We start from the raw sequence: 17,474 nt of genomic DNA on the forward strand, positions 1-17,474 counted from the left end.
CCGCCCGTCCCACAAAGGCGGCGGCATGAGCATCACCGTGTCCCTGCTGCTGCTCGCGGCAGCACTCTTCCTCATCCTGGCGAACGGCTTCTTCGTCGCCGCCGAGTTCGGCCTGGTGACCGTGGAGAAGCCGGAGGCCGAACGGGCCGCGGCCGGCGGTGACCGCCGGGCCCGCACCGTCGTCGCCTCCCTGCGCGAGCTCTCCTTCCAGCTCTCCGGGACCCAACTGGGCATCACCATCACCTCGTTGGTCGTCGGCATGCTGGCCGAGCCCGCCCTGGGCCGGCTGCTCACCGGGCCGCTCGGCGCCGCCGGCCTGCCCGCGGGAGCCGCGCCCGGCGCCGCCGTCGTCACGGGCATGCTGGTGGCCTCGGCCGTGCAGATGGTCATCGGCGAGCTCGTGCCCAAGAACTGGGCGGTCTCCCGGCCCCTGCAGGTCGCGCGGTTCGTCGCCGGCCCGCAGCACGCCTTCGCCCACTTCTTCCGGCCCGTGATCACCCTGCTGAACGCGGTCGCCAACCGGCTCGTCCGGGCCCTCGGCGTCGAGCCCGCCGAGGAGCTGGCCTCCGCCCGCACCCCGGGCGAACTCGTCTCCCTGGCCCGCCACTCGGCCCGCGCCGGCGCCCTGGAGCAGGACACCGCCGACCTCTTCGTCCGCACCCTCTCGCTCGGCGACCTCACCGCCCAGCACGTGATGACGCCCCGCGTGAAGGTCAGCGCCCTGCAGTCCTCGGCGACCGCCGAGGACGTCCTCAACCTCACCCGCGCCACGGGCCTGTCGCGCTTCCCCGTCTACCGGGAGCGCCTGGACGACATCACCGGCATGGTCCACCTCAAGGCCGCCCTGGCGGTCCCCTCCGAAGAGCGCCTGCGCACCCCCGTCGGGCGCATCGCCGTCCCCCCGATGCTCGTCCCCGGCACGCTGCCCGTGCAGCCGCTGCTGGAGCAGCTGCGCAGCGGGCAGCCGATAGCCGTCGTCGTCGACGAGTACGGCGGTACGGCGGGCGTGGTGACCCTGGAGGACATCGTCGAGGAGCTCGTCGGCGAGGTCCGCGACGAGCACGACGCCGAGGACGCCGACCGTCCCGAACTGGCCCCCGTGGCCTGCGAGGACGGACGCACCGGCTGGGAGGCCGACGGCGGCTGCCGCGTCGACGCCCTGCGCCGCATAGGCCTGGAGGCGCCCGACGGCCCGTACGAGACCGTCGCCGGGCTCGTCGCCGGGCTGCTGGGCCGCATCCCCGCGGCCGGTGACACCGCCGAGCTGCCCGGCTGGCGGATCTCGGTGCGCCGGGTCGCCCACCACCGGGCCGAGCGGGTCCGGTTCGCGCGCGCCCTCACGGTCAGGGGGGACGCGCGATGAGCGTGCTGCAACTCCTCTTCGCCGCGCTGCTGGTGCTCGCCAACGGCTTCTTCGTGGGCGCCGAGTTCGCACTCGTGTCCGTGCGCCGCAGCCAGATCGAACCCAAGGCCGCGGAGGGCTCGGGGCGGGCCCGTACGGTCCTGACCGGCCTGGAGAACCTGCCCCAGATGATGGCCGCCGCCCAGTTCGGCATCACGGTCTGCTCGCTGACGCTCGGCGCGGTCGCCGAGCCGACGGTGGCCGCGCTGCTGGAGCCCGTCTTCGTGGCGGCCCGTACGCCCGCGGGGCTGATCCATCCGCTGGGCTACGTGATCGCGCTCGCCGTGGTGGTCTTCCTGCACCTGGTGATCGGCGAGATGGTGCCGAAGAACCTGGCCATGTCGGCGCCCGACCGGGCAGCGCTGTGGCTGGGCCCGGGGCTGGTGGCTTTCGCACGGGTCTGCCGGCCGGTCACCCGCCTGCTGGGCGCGTGCGCCCACGGCGTGCTGCGGCTCTTCCGCGTCGAGCCCAAGGACGAGGTGGAGGCCGTCTTCACCAGCGAGCAGCTCACCCACCTGGTCGAGGACTCGCGCCAGGCGGGGCTGCTGGAGCGCGCCGAGCAGGAGCGCCTGGAGGACGCCCTGGAGCTGGGCAGCCGCCCGGTCACCGACGTGCTCCTCGACCGGGCCTCCCTGGTCACGGTCGACCCGTCGATCACCCCGCGCGGAATCGAGGAACTGACGGTCCGCACCGGCTACTCCCGCTTCCCCGTGTGCGCACCCGGCGGCACGTTCATGGGCTACCTGCACGTCAAGGACGTCCTGGACCTGGAGGACCGTGACCGCGCGGTGCCGCAGCACGTATGGCGCCGCGTGGAGACCCTCCGGGCCGAACTGCCCCTGGACGACGCCCTGACGGTGATGCGCAGGGGCGCGGCCCACCTGGCGGCGGTCACGGACGCGTCGGGCCGGGTCCTGGGCCTGGTGGCCCTGGAGGACGTCCTGGAAAAGCTGGTCGGCGAGGTCCGCGACCCGGCCCACCGGGAGGTTCCGGCGACGGCCGTCCGGGTCGCCGACCCGCGGGTCCCGCGCAAGCCCCGGGAGCGCAGCGGCGTACTGACGAGCTGAGGGCGGCACGGGCGGGCCGCTCGTGCCGCCCGGCACTCCCCCGATTCCCCTGCCGCCAGTGGTCAGCGTGGCTAGGCTGAACAGGCCGCCACGTCACGGCCGGCGAAGCCTGTGGAGGGATCGGGGGAGCCTGCCATGCCTGAGCCGCTGGTCCGCGTGGAGACGGTGGAACTGGACGCGCAAGGGTCCCGGCAGATCAGCAGCCGGACCCGCCGCACCGCCTCCCTGGAGGAGCGCTCCGAGGAACTGGAGCAGGCGATCACCTCCGCGTCCTCGATCGCGCAGGACGCCCTCGCACGGATCCCGGAGCGCGAGGGCTGGCGGGTCGGCAGCCTTCAGGTCACTTTCGGGGTGACGCTCGCGGCCGAAGCCGGGGTGATCCTCTCGAAGGCGTCCGCGGAGGCGTCCTTCGAGGTCACGCTGACGGTGGAACGCACCTGAGGGGCCTGCGGTGCCCGGATCCGGCTACGCGGTCGACCTGTACCAGGCGGACCGGCCCCTGGGAGCGGGGTTCCTGCTCACGCGGTGCTTCGTTCTGACGGCTGATCACTGCCTGCGGTATCTGGCCGGTGAGACTCTTGAGGTGCGGCTCGAGAACGGCAGTGTGATCGGCGGACGCGTCTGCCGTCGCATCGAAGAGGCCGACCTGGCGCTGATCGAGATCCTCGAACCGGAGCGGGTGCCGCTGACCCTGCCGACCGGCGACCTCGCCCGGCGCGGCGACCGCTGGCGCGGGCTGCACCGGCCGTCACTCAGCGACCCGTCCCTGGGCGGGCACGTGGACGAGGACGCCGTGGACTACACGTGCGTGGGCGGCGGACGCGTACAGGCCATCCAACTCGTCGCGGAGCAGGAGCTCGGCGACTACTCGGGATACTCGGGCGGCCCGGTCGAGCGGGTGACGACGGCCGAGCGCGGGCCCGCGCTGCTGGGCATCCTCATCGAGCAGTACCCGGACCGGCAGACGCCGGAGCGCGCGGCGAACGTCCTGTTCGCCGTCCCGCTGCGGGAGGTCATGGCGCGTTTCCCGTACTTCCGGACGGAGCACCTGCTGCGGGTGCTGGAACCGCCGGCGAATGCGGCGGTCCCGGCCGTGGGGCACACGGAGCAGTCCGCTGCGCCGGGTGCGGGGATCCCGCCGCCTGACGCCGTACAGGCAGCGGCCGGAAAGCCGGGTGCGCCGGAGCCCGTCGAGGCGGCGATCGCCAAGGGCGAGACGCTGCTCAGCGCCCTCAAGGAGTGGTCGGCCCGCGGTCTCATCGACCCGGCGCAGGTCACGGGTCTCCAGGTGCACATCGCCAAGAACGTGATCGACATCGCGTTGGGGGACGAATCCTCGTGACGGATGTGCTGCAGGAGGCGATCGGCCGGGCGGAGGCGGCGGTAACCGGCGAAGGCAGGGCCGGGTTCCCGGCACCCGACCTTGCCGCGCTCCGCGATCTGGTCGCGCAGCGGCCCGGTGCGGTCGAGGACGTCTGCTACCTGGCAGCCCTCCTCCAGGCGCTGAAGCGGCACGCCGAGGCCGTGCGCGTACTGATGCACGCCGTTGCCCCCTTGCTGTCGCCGGACACCCCCGGCCATTCCGCCAAGGCCTCCGCGCTGAACAAACTGGCCGTGAGCATGGTCGACCTCGGGATGCCGAGGCTGGCGTGGTCCACATTGCGGGTCGCCCGGGAGCACTCTTCAGAGCAGCACGTGCAGGCGGAGACATACGCCAATCTCGCCGCGGTGTGCGCCCGCCTCGGTGAGGTCGACAAGGCTGAAGAGGCAGTGGCCTCTGCGCGACAGGCGCTCGGTGACACCGGCAACCGTCAGGTTCGCCGCCTCCTCTCCTCGGTCGAGCTGGTCCTCGCCCGCTGGAGCAACGATCCCGTACAGCTGAGCCGGGCCGCCGAGGAGCTGCGCGAGGCCGACCGGGAGCCCCCGGAGGCCCACGGCCACGCGTCCGCAGAGCTCCACGCACTGATCTGCAGGACCGCGGCGGAGTTCGAGTGGGCCCGGTCGCTGCAGGCTCATCAGCGGATGGCGGAGGTCACCGACGTGCTGGCCACCGTCGCGGCCCGGGCGGCGGCAGACCTGGGCGCCCGCCACCCGCAGACCGTCGCCGCCGTGGCCAATCTGGCCTGCGCGGAGTTCGAGACAGCACGGCGGACGAAGAAACTGCCCCGGCTGGACCGGGCGGTACGCATGCTGGGGGAAGCTGCGCGCCAGGCCTCCGATTGCCTCGGCGACCATCATCCCCTCGCGATCACGGCACTGACGAACCACGCGTGCGCAGAGCTCGACCTCGCCCGGGCGGCGCAGTCCACCGCTCTGCTGGAACGTGCGGAGGACGCTCTCCTCAGGGCGGGCCGCATCACCACGGACGGCCTCGGAGCGGATCATCCGGCAGCGCTGCTGCTGAGGGGGACCCTGAAGGCGTGCCGTCGTATGCAGGGCACAGGTGAGATCGCGATCGACTCCGGCGTGTTCCTCACGCTCGTCCGCACGGCCGTCAGCGACGAATGGAACCCCCGCGAGGAACTGCTGTCGCCCGACGTCGCCTCGCGGGTCTTGCATGCCTCTGCCCGGCCGGGCAGCGCTGACGTGTCGCCGTGGTTGCGTGACGTTCTCGGTATCGGTTACGACCTCGCACTCGCACTGGGCCGGGAAGGGAGGTGGTCCCTGGCGCTCCGGAAGCATCAGCAGGTCGCGGCCGCGCAGGAGGAGGCGCTCGGGCCGGACCACCCCGACACCCTCGCGAGCTCGCACGAAGTCGCCGTCGCGCTCTCCAGGCTGGGGCGCCACACCGACGCCCTGCCTCTCTTCGGACGAGTCTCCGGGGCCCGCGCCCGCGTGCTCGGTCCCACGCATCCGAAAACGGTGGCGACGCTTCAGGAAATGGCCCATGTCCTCGACCAGTTGGGGAGGCACTTCGAGGCCTGCCGGATCCACTCCAAGGTCATCGCCGTACGAGAGCGCACGCTGGGCCGCGAGCACGCCGACACCCTGTACTGCCGGCACCGCCTCGCATTCAGCCTTCTACGGCTCGGGCACCGGAAGAGGGGGTACCTCGTGGCATCCGAGGTCGCAGCCACCCGCACCCGTACGCTGGGCCCGGAACACGCCGACACCCTCGACACGCTCTACGAGGTCGGCTACGCACTCGGCTCGCTCGGCCGGTGGGAAGCGGCTCACGCGATGAACGCCGGTATCGCCGAGGCCCGGAGCCGCACGCTCGGCCCCGACCACCCCGACACCCTCGCCGCCCGCTACGAGGCGGGCGTCTGCCTCGGGCGCCTGGGGCGCCCGGCGGAGGCGCTCGCCGCCTACGACGGCCTGGTCGCCGCCTATATTCGCGTGCAGGGCCGCAGGGCCTCGGGGACCCTCCGCGCCCGGCACGGCCGCGGGGTCGGTCTCGGGCGCCTCGGCCGCTGGGAGGAAGCCCTGGCCGAGGCCCGGGTGGTCTGCGCCGGCCGCGAGCGGATCCTCGGCCCGCTGCACCCCGACACGCTCGCCAGCCGCCGGGAAATGGCGGTCGCTCTGGGGTGGTTGGGCCGGTGGAAGGAGGCACTCGGCTCGTACCGGAAGGCGACGGAAGGCCGTGAGCGCACGCTGGGCCGCGATCACCCCGACACCGTCGCGAGCCTCAACGACCAGGCCCACTGCCTCGAACAGCTGGGCCGCCGAGACGAAGCCGCCGAGCTCTACCGTGAAGCGGCCCGGCGTGCCGCCTCACGCCCGTCCGGCGTTGACGGAGCATGAGACTTTCCGCCAGAGCGCTCCTCGCGGCAGTCGTACCCGACCACCCGTCCCGTCGTCGCGCTGACGTTCAACGCAGCGTGGGACGAGGCCGGGATCGAGGACGTGCTCGGTACGCTCGCGCGCCTGCGCGTGCCCGCGGCGTTCTTCCCCACGGGGGACTTCGCCGACCGGCACCCCCGCGCCGTGCGGGCCATGGCGGCGCGCGGGTTCGGGCTGGGCAATCACTCGTACAGCCACCCGCATTTCGACCGCATCGGCGCCCGGGAGGCGCAGGAGGAGGTGCTGCGGGCGGACCGGGCGATCCGGCGGGCCGGGAGGGTGGAGCCGCTGCCTTTCTTCCGCTTCCCGTACAGCGAGGCGCCCCCGGAGAAGATCACGTTGGTCAACTCACCGGGCTTCGCGGATATCGAGTTCACCGCCGACACCAAGGGCTACCTCGGCGCGACCGGGGGCATGACCGCCGACCGGGCCGTCCGCCGCGCCCTGGACGCGCTGACGCCGGGGGCCGTCATCCAGATGCACATCGGCAGCGACGACGGCGGACCCGTGCTCGACGCCCTGGCGCTGCCGCGGATCATCGCGGGTGCGCGGGCGCGGGGGTACGGCTTCGCCGACCTGCGCGCATATGCCGGGAGGTCCTGCCCGTTCATCCGTTCCGGTCAACTAGCGGTCACGGATCCCTACTCTGCGTATTCGCGTGTCACTCTGTGTGCATGACGCTGACTTGGGCGAAGCCCGCGGCACCCGCCGGCATCGAGGACGTACTGGCGCAGATGCGGATGCTGGACGGGGCCCTGCCGCCGCGGGACGGGGTGCACGTCTTCAACCGCGTGTACCTGAGGGTCACGGAGCGGGTCGCCGAGCAGGCAGGGGGCGGAGGGTTCACGGACGGAGCCGCGGCCACGGAGCTCGCCGTGCGGTTCGCAGCCCGCTACCTGGCCGCCGTCGACCACACGGCGGCGGGCCGGCAGCCGCCGGCGTGCTGGCGGCCGCTGTTCCAGCTGCGGGGCCACCCGGCCGTCCAGCCCCTGCAGTTCGCGCTGGCGGGGATCAACGCCCACATCGGGCACGATCTCGCGCTGGCCCTCGTCGACACCTGCCGGGCACTGCGCGCCAGGCCCCATCTGCTGGAGGCCGACTTCGACCGGGTGGGCGGGCTGCTGGTCGCCATGGAGGAGCGGATCCGCGAGGATCTGATGCCCGGGCCGGATCTGCTGGACGTCGCCGATCCGCTGACGCACCTGGTGGGTTCGTGGTCCCTGCAGGCGGCGCGGCGCGGGGCGTGGGCGTCCTTCCGCGCGCTGTGGGCGGTGCGCGGCCTGCCCGACGTGGCCGAGGAGCTGACCGGCCGGATCGATTCGAGCGTCGGGCTGGTGGGGCGCTGCCTGCTCACGCCCTTGGGGTGAGGTGAGGCCCCCCGGGCTGGGGGGCTCGGGGGGCCTCGGTCCGGGAGCCCGGGTCAGTCCTCGGGCAGCTCGACGGGCGCGAGCTCGTCGTAGCGGTCGCCCGGGCCCGGGTTGGACGGGTCGGTCTCCCCGCCGAACTGGTGCATGATGCCCCACACGGCGTTGAGCGCGGTCTGCACGGCGCCCTCCGCCCAGCCGGCGGTCCAGGAGATGTCGTCGCCCGCGAGGAAGAGCCCGCGCTTGTCCTCGGGCAGGAGGTCCTGCATGAAGTGGGTGAACAGGCGCCGCTGGTAGCGGTAGTGGCCCGGCAGGTTGGCCTTGAACGCGCCCATGAAGTAGGGCTCGTTCTCCCAGGAGACGGTGACCGGGTTGCCGATGATGTGCTTCCGGATGTCGACCTTGGGGTAGATCTCGCCGAGCGACTTGAGCATGACCTCCAGGCGCTCGTTCGCCGACAGCGGCAGCCACTTGAGGCTGTCGTCGCACCAGGTGTACGAGAGGCAGATGACGGCCGGCTTGTCGGGCCCGTCGTCCAGCAGGTAGGTGCCGCGCGTCATCCGGTCGGTGAGCGTCATCGACATGACGTCCCGCCCGGTCTCCTCGTCCTTGTCCAGCCAGAACGGCCGGTCCACCGGCACGAACAGCTTGGAGGACTCCATGTAGTGGGTGCGCTCCATCGCCGTCCAGTGGTCGATGGGGAACAGCGAGTCGTCGCAGGCGATCTTCGACAGCAGCATCCACGACTGGGCGGTGAAGACCGCCGCCTTGTAGGTGCGGATGTCGCCGGAGGCGTCGGTGACGGTGATGCCGTTGCCCGCGGTGCGGTGCAGACGGGTCACGGCCGGGCGCGGCTCGCCGCCGTGCAGCGAGGACAGCGAGGTGCCCGGCGCCCAGTGGACGATCTTCTCCGGCTCGCGGGCCCACAGCCGCTCCGGGAGCTGCTGGCTGCCGCCGACGATGCCGCGGTGGTGGTCGTCGGCCTCGGTGTAGACGACCCGCAGGATCTCCAGGATGGAGTTGGGGAAGTCGGTGTCCCAGCCGCCGGTGCCGAAGCCGACCTGGCCGAAGATCTCACGGTGCCGGAAGGACTTGAACGCCTCCGACTCGCACAGGAAGCCGTAGAAGGTCTGGTTGTCGAGCTTCTCGACCAGCTTCGCCCAGATCTCCCGGATGCGCGGCACGTCGCGCTCGCGCAGGGCGCGGTTCATGTCGGAGAAATCCGCGCCCTCCTCCAGGCAGGCGTTCCACGCGTCGGCGACCTCGCGGTAGACCGGGGGCAGGTCGTCGATGGTGTGCGCGTAGTGCGACTCGCCCTTGAGGTCCACGACGGTCGACGGGGTGTCGGGCGCCAGCGGGTTGGGGAAGGGCTTGGTCTCCAGCTCCACCAGGTCGATGTAGTACTGCAGCGCGGTGGAGCTCGGGGGGAAGCGCATCGCGCCCATCTCGGCGGTCAGCGAGGGGTCGCAGCCCTCGAAGCCGACGGTGCGCAGCCGGCCGCCGATCTTGTCGGCCTCGTAGACGACGGGCTTGAGGCCCATCTTCATCAGCTCGTAGGCGGCGATGATGCCCGACAGGCCGCCGCCGATGACGGCGATCTCGGTGCCGTGCTCGGTCGCCGGTATCTGCCCGAGGCCCGCCGGGTGGGCGAGGAAGTCGTCGTAGGGGAAGGGGAAGTCCGGGCCGACCATGGTGATCGGCGGCAGGGCCGGCTCCGACGGCTCGTCGTGGGCGGCGGTGGGCACCATGGACGTCATCGGCTGAACTCTCCTGCGAAAAGTGGGGGTTGCGGCTCTGAGGGTGCCCGGAGGCGGGGGGTCAGACGAGCGAGGCGTACAGCTCCGGACGCCGGTCGTTCAGGTAGGTGTTCTCGGCGCGCGAGGCCTTCAGCAGCGCCGGGTCGACGTCGGCGACGATCAGGTCCTCGCCGTGGCCGGCGCGCGCCCGTACGGTCCCGTCGGGGGCGGCGAGGCAGCTGAGGCCGGCGAAGGTGAAGCCGCCCTCGTCGCCGCAGCGGTTGGCGTAGGCGATGTAGAGCTGGCTCTCCCACGCGCGGGCCGGGACGATCGTCTGCGGGACGATCTCGTACGGGCGCATCAGCGCGGTGGGCGCGAGCAGCAGCTCGGTGCCGGCCAGGGCGTGGGCCCGCACGGGCTCGGGGAACTCGACGTCGTAGCAGATCAGCAGGCCGAGGCGGAGGCCGGCGAAGTCGGCCTGCACGACGGGCTCGGAGCCGGGCCGGAACTGGGCCGTCTCGTACGCGCCGAAGAGGTGGGTCTTGCGGTAGTTGGCCAGGCGGGCGCCGTCGGGGCCGATGAGCTGCAGGGCGTTGTAGACCGTGTCCGCGTCGGCCGCGTCGCGCTCGGGGTAGCCGTAGGCGACGGCCAGGCCGTGCTCGGCGGCGATACGGGCGACCGCCTCGGCGCCGGGGCCGTCGGCCGTCTCGGCGCACTCCCGGACCGCGTCGCCGAGGGCGTAGCCGGTGAGGAAGAGCTCGTTGGTGAGGAGGATCCGCGCTCCTGCGGCGGCGGCCCGGCGGGCGGCGGCGTCGAGGGCGGCGAGGCTGTCCGAGGTGGAGGAGGGAACGCCGGCGGGGCCCTGGTACAGCGCGATACGCGGCGGCGTCATGCGGCCTCACTTCACCTGGTCGGAGGGGGCGTGCGGGGCCCCTGCGGGGGGCGTTGCGTTAAGACGCCTTGACGGTACGGGTCGCCGTCCCGGCCGGACAAGGCGCGTCCGTTGCGTGGAGGTGGACGATTCGTTGCGCCTTTCCTCTGTTTCGGCGCGATTCGTTGCGCGGGTCCCTGCCCGGGTCCCTGCCGGGGGCTCGCGGGGCCACGACCCGGGGCCCGCGAGGCCGGCCTCGCACACGCGACCGTGGGGGTTGCGCACCGCCCACCCGCGCGGAGCGCTCACGGCTTCGGGCGGCCCGGTGCCGTGGCGCTGATCGTGTCGCGGACGATGCCGCGAAGCCAGCGGTGTCCGCTGTCCGCCTCGTGGCGGGGGTGCCAGGCCATGGCGACCTCCAGCGGCGGAAGCGCCAGGGGGATCTCGAAGGTGACCAGGCCGAGAGCGTCCGCGGCCGGGCGGCCGATCCGTTCCGAGACGAGGCCGACGGTGTCGCTGCCGGCGACGACGAAGAGGGCCGAGGCGAGCGTGGGCGCGGTGGCGACGACGCGGCGCCGCAGGCCGTGCGCGGCCAGGGCCTCGTCGACGGGCCCGGACAGGCGCCCGCGCCGGGAGTCGAGGACGTGGCTCGCGGCGGCGTAGCGGCGCAGGGTGACGGGCCCGTCGAGGAGCGGGTGCCCGGGCCGGGCGACGCCGACCATGCGGTCCGTCGTGATGAGCTCGACGCGGATCTCGGGTTCGTTGCGGTCGATGACGCCGATCTCGAGGTCGAGGGGGCCGTCGCGGAGGGAGGGGACGCCGGAGGCGCCCTCGGCGAGGAAGCGGAGGGTGACGCCGGGGGCTTCCCGGGCGGCGCGGCCGATGAGCGGGGCGCCGAAGGCCAGCACGTTGCTGTCGTGGGCGCTGAGGGTGAAGGCCCGCTCCAGGGTGGCCGGGTCGGCGGGCGCGGCCGGGGCGAAGAGAGAGCGGGCGTCGGCGAGGACGCGGCGCACGTCGGCCCGCATGGCGAGGGCGCGCGGGGTGGGGACCATGTGGCGGCCGGCACGGACGAGCACGGGGTCGCCCAGGGCGCGCCGGATGCGGCCGAGCGTGCGGCTCATGGCGGGGCCGGACAGGCACAGGCGTTCGGCGGCGGCCGTGACGCTCTCCTCGGCGAGCAGGGCGTCGAGGGCGACTAGCAGATTCAGGTCGATTCTGGCCAGCCGGTCGGTCGGCGAGGCCGTAAGAGGTGGCCTCTCATCTGCATCTTTGCGCATGACACAAGTATGTCGTGCAGAACTTGCATTTGTAAGCAAGTAAGGGCGGTCCTAGCGTCGGGGCACACCCGTAGGCCGACCCCTGGAGGGGCGCTTTCGCCATGCCTGCCACCTTGTCCCCCGCCCCTTCCCCCCACGGGACGCGCTCGCGTGGCGTGCCCTGGGCGATGCTCACGGCCGTACTGGTCGCGCAGTCGCTCGTCGCCGCGATCAACCTCGCGATACCGCTGATATCGGCGAGCCCGCTGCACCCGTCGCCGTCGCAGTTGCTGTGGATCGTCGACACGTACGTGATCGTCTTCGCCGGGCTGCTGGTCCCGGCCGGCGCGCTCGGCGACCGCTTCGGCTCCAAGGGCGCGCTGCTGTCCGGCCTCGCCCTCTTCGCGGCGGGCACGGCCCTGTGCGCGCTGGCCCCGAACGTGCCGCTCCTGCTCGCGGGCCGGGGGATCTCCGGGGCGGGTGCGGCGCTGGTGATGCCCGCGACGATGTCCCTCCTGCTGTACGTCACGGAGCCGCGCCGGCACGGCGGGGCCATCGCGAGCTGGAGCGCGGCGGTCGCGATGGGCGGACTCCTCGGCAACACGGGCGGGGCGCTGATCCTGCAGTACCTGCCCTGGCAGGGCCTGTTCTGGGCGTATGTGCCGCTGGGCGTCGTCCTGCTGGCGTGGGCGGCACGCGTCGCACCCCGCCCGCCGCGGGGCGGCGCCGCGCTGGACGTGCCGGGGTCGGGGCTGCTGATGGCCGGGCTGCTGGCGCTGCTGTACGGGATCATCGAGGGCCCGTCGCACGGCTGGTCCTCGCCGCTGGTCCTGGGCGCCTTCGCGCTGGCCTCCCTGATGCTGGCGGCCTTCGCCGGGCACGGGCTGCGCACGGCGCACCCGGTGCTCGATCCGCGGCTGTTCCGGCTGCCCGCGGTGAGCTCGGGGACGCTGGGGCTCGCGGCCACGTTCTTCGGGATGTTCGCGCTGTTCTTCGTCAACGCGCAGTTCCTGCAGTACGTGAAGGGGTTCAGCCCGCTGGAGGCGGGGCTGGGGGTGCTGCCGGTGGCGGTGGGGATCATGGTGTTCACCCGCCGGAGCCTGGCGTGGGCGGCCCGGCTCGGCCGGATCCGTACGGTCACCGCGGGCCTGCTGCTGATCGCGGCCGGCCTGGCGGCGCTGTCCACGGCGGACGCCGGGACACCGTATCCGCTGTACGCACTGTGGCTGCTGGTGATGGCGCTGGGGTGCGGCGCGGCCATGCCGTCGCTGTCGGGCGCGGTGGTCACCGCGCTGCCGCAGGAGAAGGCCGGCGTCGGCTCGGGGCTGAACGCGGCGGCGCGGGAGCTGGGCGCGGCGCTGGGCATCGCGGTGGTGGGCACCGCGCTGTCGGTGCGCTTCTCGGCGCGGCTTCCGCAGGGGGCGGCGGACGGCTCGCCCGCGCAGGCCCTTCAGGCGGCGCGGGGGCCGGGCGGCGCCGTGCACACCGAGGTGCTCTCGGCGTACACGGACGCGGTGTCGCTCGCCTACCGGGTGGCCGCCGTGGTGATCGTGGTGCTGGCGGCGGCGGTGGCGGCGGGGCTCAGGAGGGAGCGCCGGAGCTGAAGCGGCGCAGCAGCGGGGAGAGCACGAGCACGGACTTGGTGCGCTCGACGAAGGGCTCCCCCGCGATGCGCTCCAGCACGCGCTCGAAGTGGCGCATGTCGGAGGCGAAGACCTGCACGAGGGCGTCCGCCTCGCCGGTGACGGTGGAGGCGGACGCCACTTCGGGATAGCGCGACAGGCCGCGGTGGATGGCCTCGGGCGAGGTGTTCCGCCGGCAGTAGATCTCGATGAACCCCTCGGTCTCCCAGCCGAGGGCCGCCGGGTCCACGCGGACCGTGAACCCGGTGATGGCGCCCTCGGCGCGCAGCCTGTCCACGCGCCGTTTCACGGCGGGCGCCGACAGACCGACCTCGGCGCCGATGTCGGCGTAGGAGCGCCTGGCATCCTCGGCCAGGGCATGCACGATGCGTTCGTCGAGCTCATTCAATCGCACGGCGGGTGGATCACATTTCTACGGGTAACCAGCTACTGCTACCAGCAGTAGATCACGTGCCCGGCCGTGTTCCCGACCCCGGACTCCGCGTCGCCGCCCCCGTCGGCCGGGGGCGGCGGCGCGGAGGGGATCACTTCCTCTTGCCGCGCGCCTTCTTCCGCGGCTTCGGCCGGCTCTTGCCGGCGGCCTTCGCGGCGGACGTGCCCCCGGACGCGGCGGGCTTCCCGGCTTTCGCCGCCCGCTGTGCCGGGACGGCGGCCTTCTTGGCCGTCGTGGCCCCGGCCTTCGCCCCGGCCTTGGCGGTGGTCTTGGCCTCGGCCTTCGCCCCGGCGCCGGCCTTGGCCCCGGCCTTGGCCTTGACCTCGGCCTTCGTGGCGGCCTTGGCCCCGGCGGCCGCCGGCTCCGTCTCCAGGGCGGCCCCGGCCGCGCCGTCGGCGGCCAGGCGCGAGCTGCGCATGCCGTAGGCGAAGTAGATCACCAGGCCGACGAGCATCCAGCCGCCGAAGACCTCCCAGGTGACGACGTCCAGGCTGAGCATCATGTAGACGCACATCGCGAAGCCGAGAACGGGGAAGATCAGGCCGACCGGCACGCCCGTCCGGCCCAGCGGGATGCGCACGCCCGAGAGCGGCACCTGGAAGCTGCGGTGCATGTCGGGACGGGTGAAGCGCAGCACGATCACGGCGATGTTGACCAGGCCGAAGGCGAAGAGCGTGCCGATGCTGGTGGCGTCGGCGAGCTGGGCCAGCGGGACCGCGGCGGCCAGGACGCCGCAGAACAGCGAGACGATCACGGTGTTGGCCACCGGCACGCCCTTGGGGCTGACCTTCGCGAAGGCCTTGGGGACCAGGCCGTCGCGGGACATCGCGAAGAGGATGCGGGTCTGGCCGTACAGCACGGTCAGCACGACGCTGGCGATGGCGATGACGGCGCCGGCGGCGAGGAGCACGGCCCAGAAGCTCTGGCCGGTGACGTCCTTCATGATGCCCGCCAGGGCGGCCTCGGAGTCCTTGAACTCGCCCCACGGCAGCGCGCCGACGGCGATCGCCGCGACCAGCACGTACAGCGCGGTGACGATCAGCAGCGACAGCATGATCGCCTTGGGCAGGTCCTTCTTCGGGTTCTTGGCCTCCTCACCGGCGGTGGAGGCGGCGTCGAAGCCGATGTACGAGAAGAACAGCGTGGCGCCCGCGGCGCTGACGCCGCCGAGGCCGAGCGGCATGAACGGCGCGTAGTTGCCGGCGCGGATGCCGGTGAAGGCCACGGCGCAGAAGAGCAGCAGGGCCACGATCTTCACGCCGACCATGATCGTGTTGGCGCGGGCGCTCTCCTTGGCGCCGCCGAGCAGGAAGGCCATGCACAGCAGCACGACGAGCAGGGCGGGCAGGTTGAAGACGCCGCCGTCCACGCCGGGCGGGTTGGCCATCCAGTCCGGGATGGTGACGCCGATCGTGCCCTCGAGGAGCTCGTTGAGGTACTGCCCCCAGCCGACGGCCACGGCCGCCACGGAGACGCCGTACTCCAGGATCAGGCACCAGCCGCAGACCCAGGCGATGATCTCGCCCAGGGTGGCGTAGGCGTAGGAGTACGAGGAGCCGGAGACCGGGATGGTGCCGGCGAGCTCGGCGTAGGACAGCGCCGAGAACAGCGCGGTGATGCCCGCGAGGATGAAGGAGATCACGACGGCAGGGCCGGCCTGGGGCACGGCGTTGCCCAGCACCACGAAGATGCCGGTGCCCAGCGTGGCGCCGATGCTGATCATGGTCAGCTGCCACATGCCGAGCGAGCGGCGCAGGCTGCCGCCCTCGCCCTGGCCGCCCTCGGCGACCAGGCGCTCGACGGGCTTGCGGCGCATCAGGCGGGCGCCGAAGCCGGTGGACTGCAGCGGGGGAAGCTGCTTGCCGCCGGTGGCAGGTGGCGCAGTGCCTTGGTCCAACACGGGGTTGCTCCGTTCATGACTGCCGGTCGGGGGTACCGGTCGGGAGGCAGCGGTCCGCGGCGGTACCCGGGGCGCGCCGACATGGCAGAGCAATCCCGTAGCGAGGGGTACCGCCGAGCAAGCGGTACCCGCCACTCCACGTTCTGCGCAGACCCTACGAGGTCAGGGCCCGCGCTCGTAATGCACCATTCTTGCGTATGCCCGGCTGATCATTGCGTCCGGGTGGCCAGAACAGGTGATCGTTGCACGTCACGTTATGAATCGGTACATGGGGAGCAAAAAAGGGGCGCGACCCGGCGAACCGGACCGCGCCCCGGAAACACGAAAAGGCGGGAGACGCGCATACGCGAAAGGGGCGCGGTCCGGAATCGGACCGCGCCCCTTCAGGGCCGCTTCAGGGCGGTGCGGGGACTACTGCCAGCTGGCGTGCAGCGGCTTGCCCTCGGCGTAGCCGGCGGCGCTCTGGACGCCGACGACGGCACGCTCGGCGAACTCGGCCAGGGAGCCGGCGCCCGCGTACGTGCAGGAGGAGCGGACACCCGCGATGATCGAGTCGATCAGGTCCTCGACGCCCGGGCGGGCGGGGTCGAGGAACATGCGCGAGGTGGAGATGCCCTCCTCGAACAGACCCTTGCGGGCCCGGTCGTAGGCGGACTCCTCGGAGGTGCGGTTCTGGACCGCACGGGCCGAGGCCATGCCGAAGGACTCCTTGTAGAAGCGCCCGTCGGCGGTCTGCTGGAGGTCGCCCGGGGACTCGTAGGTGCCCGCGAACCAGGAGCCGATCATGACGTTGGACGCGCCCGCGGCCAGGGCCATGGCGACATCGCGCGGGTGACGGACGCCGCCGTCGGCCCACACGTGCTTGCCGTACTTCTTCGCCTCGGCGGCGCACTCCAGGACGGCGGAGAACTGCGGGCGGCCCACGCCGGTCATCATGCGGGTGGTGCACATGGCGCCCGGGCCCACACCGACCTTGATGATGTCCGCGCCGGCCTCGATGAGGTCGCGCACGCCGTCGGCGGCGACGATGTTGCCCGCGACGATCGGGACCTTGGGGTCGAGCGCCCGGACGGCCTTGATCGCGGAGATCATCGACTCCTGGTGGCCGTGCGCGGTGTCGATGACGAGGGTGTCCACGCCCGCCTCGAGCAGCAGCTTGGCCTTGCCCACGAAGTCGCCGTTGATGCCGACGGCGGCGGCGATGCGCAGCTTGCCGTCCGCGTCGGTGGCGGGGGTGTAGAGCGTCGCGCGCAGGGCGCCACGGCGGGTCAGGATGCCCGCGAGGCGGCCGTCCTTGTCGACCGCGGGGGCGAGCTTGCGGTGCGCGGCGTCGAGCTGGTTGAAGGCCTCGCGCGGGTCGATGTCCGCGTCGAGGAGCAGCAGCTCCTTGGACATGACCTCGGACAGCTGGGTGAAGCGGTCCACGCCGGTCAGGTCGTGCTCGGTGACGACGCCGACGGGGCGCTGGTCCGCGTCGACGACGACGCCGGCGCCGTGCGCGCGCTTGGGCAGCAGCGACAGCGCGTCGGCGACGGTCTGGGAGGGGCTGAGGACGATCGGGGTGTCGAGCACGTGGTGACGGCTCTTGACCCAGGAGATGACGTCGGTGACGACCTCGATCGGGATGTCCTGCGGGATGACGACGAGGCCACCGCGGCGGGCGACGGTCTCGGCCATGCGGCGGCCGGCGATCGCGGTCATGTTCGCGACGACGAGGGGGATGGTGGTGCCGGTCCCGTCCGGCGCGGAGAGGTCCACGGCCTGGCGGGAGCCGACCGCGGAGCGGCTCGGCACCATGAACACATCGTCGTACGTCAGGTCGTACGGCGGCTTCTGGTCATTAAGGAAACGCATACTGGCTCTCTCACCTGCGGTTTTACGTACAGAGCGGGTGGGGAGTCAGACCGGGCCGACACCGGATCGGGCTGAGGTTCCTGGACCCATCATCCACGATTACGGGCCGCTGTGGCGAACTGGCGTCGCATTCTGTGACTTCGGCCAAGCGGCCCGGGCGCGCCC

Annotated in this window: 12 protein-coding genes and 2 pseudogenes; 8 read left to right on the forward strand and 6 right to left on the reverse strand. The window is 72.6% G+C overall.

The genetic code is table 11. The features are described 5' to 3' along the window. Positions 1–31 precede the first annotated feature (31 nt). From IE241_RS28625 to IE241_RS28655, 7 genes and pseudogenes are all read left to right on the forward strand, one after another. Positions 32–1,363 (forward strand): hemolysin family protein, encoded by a 1,332-nt coding sequence (locus tag IE241_RS28625; RefSeq protein ID WP_190024789.1) that lies wholly within the window; start codon positions 32–34, stop codon positions 1,361–1,363. After that, positions 1,360–2,469, forward strand: coding sequence for a hemolysin family protein (locus IE241_RS28630; RefSeq protein ID WP_229899935.1), 1,110 nt, complete (start codon positions 1,360–1,362; stop codon positions 2,467–2,469). Before IE241_RS28625 ends, IE241_RS28630 begins: the two co-directional genes overlap by 4 nt. A 135-nt stretch (positions 2,470–2,604) precedes the next feature. Then, positions 2,605–2,910: a CU044_2847 family protein gene (locus IE241_RS28635; RefSeq protein WP_190024750.1), complete on the forward strand. Its 306-nt coding sequence runs from the start codon at positions 2,605–2,607 to the stop codon at positions 2,908–2,910. Between the two features lie 10 nt (positions 2,911–2,920). Further along, positions 2,921–3,811, forward strand: a complete 891-nt coding sequence (locus IE241_RS28640) for a S1 family serine peptidase (RefSeq protein WP_190024751.1) — start codon at positions 2,921–2,923, stop codon at positions 3,809–3,811. Further along, positions 3,808–6,213: a tetratricopeptide repeat protein gene (locus IE241_RS28645; protein WP_229899937.1), complete on the forward strand. Its 2,406-nt coding sequence runs from the start codon at positions 3,808–3,810 to the stop codon at positions 6,211–6,213. The genes IE241_RS28640 and IE241_RS28645 overlap by 4 nt, the downstream gene beginning before the upstream one ends. A gap of 48 nt (positions 6,214–6,261) precedes the next feature. Then, a pseudogene (locus IE241_RS28650) lies at positions 6,262–6,930 on the forward strand (polysaccharide deacetylase family protein); the annotation flags it as partial. Next, positions 6,927–7,619, forward strand: a complete 693-nt coding sequence (locus IE241_RS28655) for a DUF5995 family protein (RefSeq protein WP_190024752.1) — start codon at positions 6,927–6,929, stop codon at positions 7,617–7,619. The pseudogene IE241_RS28650 and the gene IE241_RS28655, both read left to right, overlap by 4 nt. A 53-nt stretch (positions 7,620–7,672) precedes the next feature. On the opposite strand, the gene IE241_RS28660 is transcribed toward IE241_RS28655, so the two are convergent. The 3 genes from IE241_RS28660 to IE241_RS28670 all read right to left on the reverse strand — a co-directional run bounded on the left by IE241_RS28660 (position 7,673) and on the right by IE241_RS28670 (position 11,500). Beyond that, complete coding sequence (locus tag IE241_RS28660; protein ID WP_190024753.1) at positions 7,673–9,373, reverse strand: flavin monoamine oxidase family protein; 1,701 nt, start codon at positions 9,371–9,373, stop codon at positions 7,673–7,675. Between the two features lie 61 nt (positions 9,374–9,434). Then, the gene (locus IE241_RS28665) at positions 9,435–10,244 is read right to left on the reverse strand and encodes a carbon-nitrogen hydrolase family protein (RefSeq protein ID WP_190024754.1); all 810 of its coding nucleotides are present in this window, start codon (positions 10,242–10,244) and stop codon (positions 9,435–9,437) included. Positions 10,245–10,528: 284 nt separating this feature from the next. Beyond that, positions 10,529–11,500, reverse strand: a complete 972-nt coding sequence (locus IE241_RS28670; protein ID WP_190024755.1) for a LysR family transcriptional regulator — start codon at positions 11,498–11,500, stop codon at positions 10,529–10,531. A gap of 101 nt (positions 11,501–11,601) precedes the next feature. On the opposite strand from IE241_RS28670, the gene IE241_RS28675 reads away from it, so the two are divergent. Further along, the gene (locus IE241_RS28675; RefSeq protein WP_229899939.1) at positions 11,602–13,083 is read left to right on the forward strand and encodes an MFS transporter; all 1,482 of its coding nucleotides are present in this window, start codon (positions 11,602–11,604) and stop codon (positions 13,081–13,083) included. On the opposite strand, the gene IE241_RS28680 is transcribed toward IE241_RS28675, so the two are convergent. From IE241_RS28680 to IE241_RS28690, 3 genes and pseudogenes are all read right to left on the reverse strand, one after another. After that, entirely contained in the window at positions 13,061–13,516 is a 456-nt protein-coding gene (locus tag IE241_RS28680; RefSeq protein ID WP_030365350.1) for an Lrp/AsnC family transcriptional regulator, read from the reverse strand. The genes IE241_RS28675 and IE241_RS28680 overlap by 23 nt on opposite strands. A gap of 436 nt (positions 13,517–13,952) precedes the next feature. Further along, positions 13,953–15,455: pseudogene (locus tag IE241_RS28685) on the reverse strand (amino acid permease); the annotation flags it as partial. 411 nt (positions 15,456–15,866) lie between these two features. After that, positions 15,867–17,309: a GuaB1 family IMP dehydrogenase-related protein gene (locus tag IE241_RS28690; RefSeq protein WP_190024756.1), complete on the reverse strand. Its 1,443-nt coding sequence runs from the start codon at positions 17,307–17,309 to the stop codon at positions 15,867–15,869. Positions 17,310–17,474: the final 165 nt, after the last annotated feature.

Source organism: Streptomyces hiroshimensis (genome assembly GCF_014650335.1).
GTDB classification, from domain to species: domain Bacteria; phylum Actinomycetota; class Actinomycetes; order Streptomycetales; family Streptomycetaceae; genus Streptomyces; species Streptomyces hiroshimensis.

Excerpts from the sequence above, each read along its gene's own strand:
- IE241_RS28630 (WP_229899935.1), top strand. The coding sequence starts at position 1,360 with ATGAGCGTGCTGCAACTCCTCTTCGCCGCGCTGCTGGTGCTCGCCAAC.
- IE241_RS28635 (WP_190024750.1), top strand. The coding sequence starts at position 2,605 with ATGCCTGAGCCGCTGGTCCGCGTGGAGACGGTGGAACTGGACGCGCAA.
- IE241_RS28655 (WP_190024752.1), top strand. The coding sequence starts at position 6,927 with ATGACGCTGACTTGGGCGAAGCCCGCGGCACCCGCCGGCATCGAGGAC.
- IE241_RS28660 (WP_190024753.1), bottom strand. The coding sequence starts at position 9,373 with ATGACGTCCATGGTGCCCACCGCCGCCCACGACGAGCCGTCGGAGCCG.
- IE241_RS28665 (WP_190024754.1), bottom strand. The coding sequence starts at position 10,244 with ATGACGCCGCCGCGTATCGCGCTGTACCAGGGCCCCGCCGGCGTTCCC.
- IE241_RS28670 (WP_190024755.1), bottom strand. The coding sequence starts at position 11,500 with ATGCGCAAAGATGCAGATGAGAGGCCACCTCTTACGGCCTCGCCGACC.
- IE241_RS28675 (WP_229899939.1), top strand. The coding sequence starts at position 11,602 with ATGCCTGCCACCTTGTCCCCCGCCCCTTCCCCCCACGGGACGCGCTCG.
- IE241_RS28690 (WP_190024756.1), bottom strand. The coding sequence starts at position 17,309 with ATGCGTTTCCTTAATGACCAGAAGCCGCCGTACGACCTGACGTACGAC.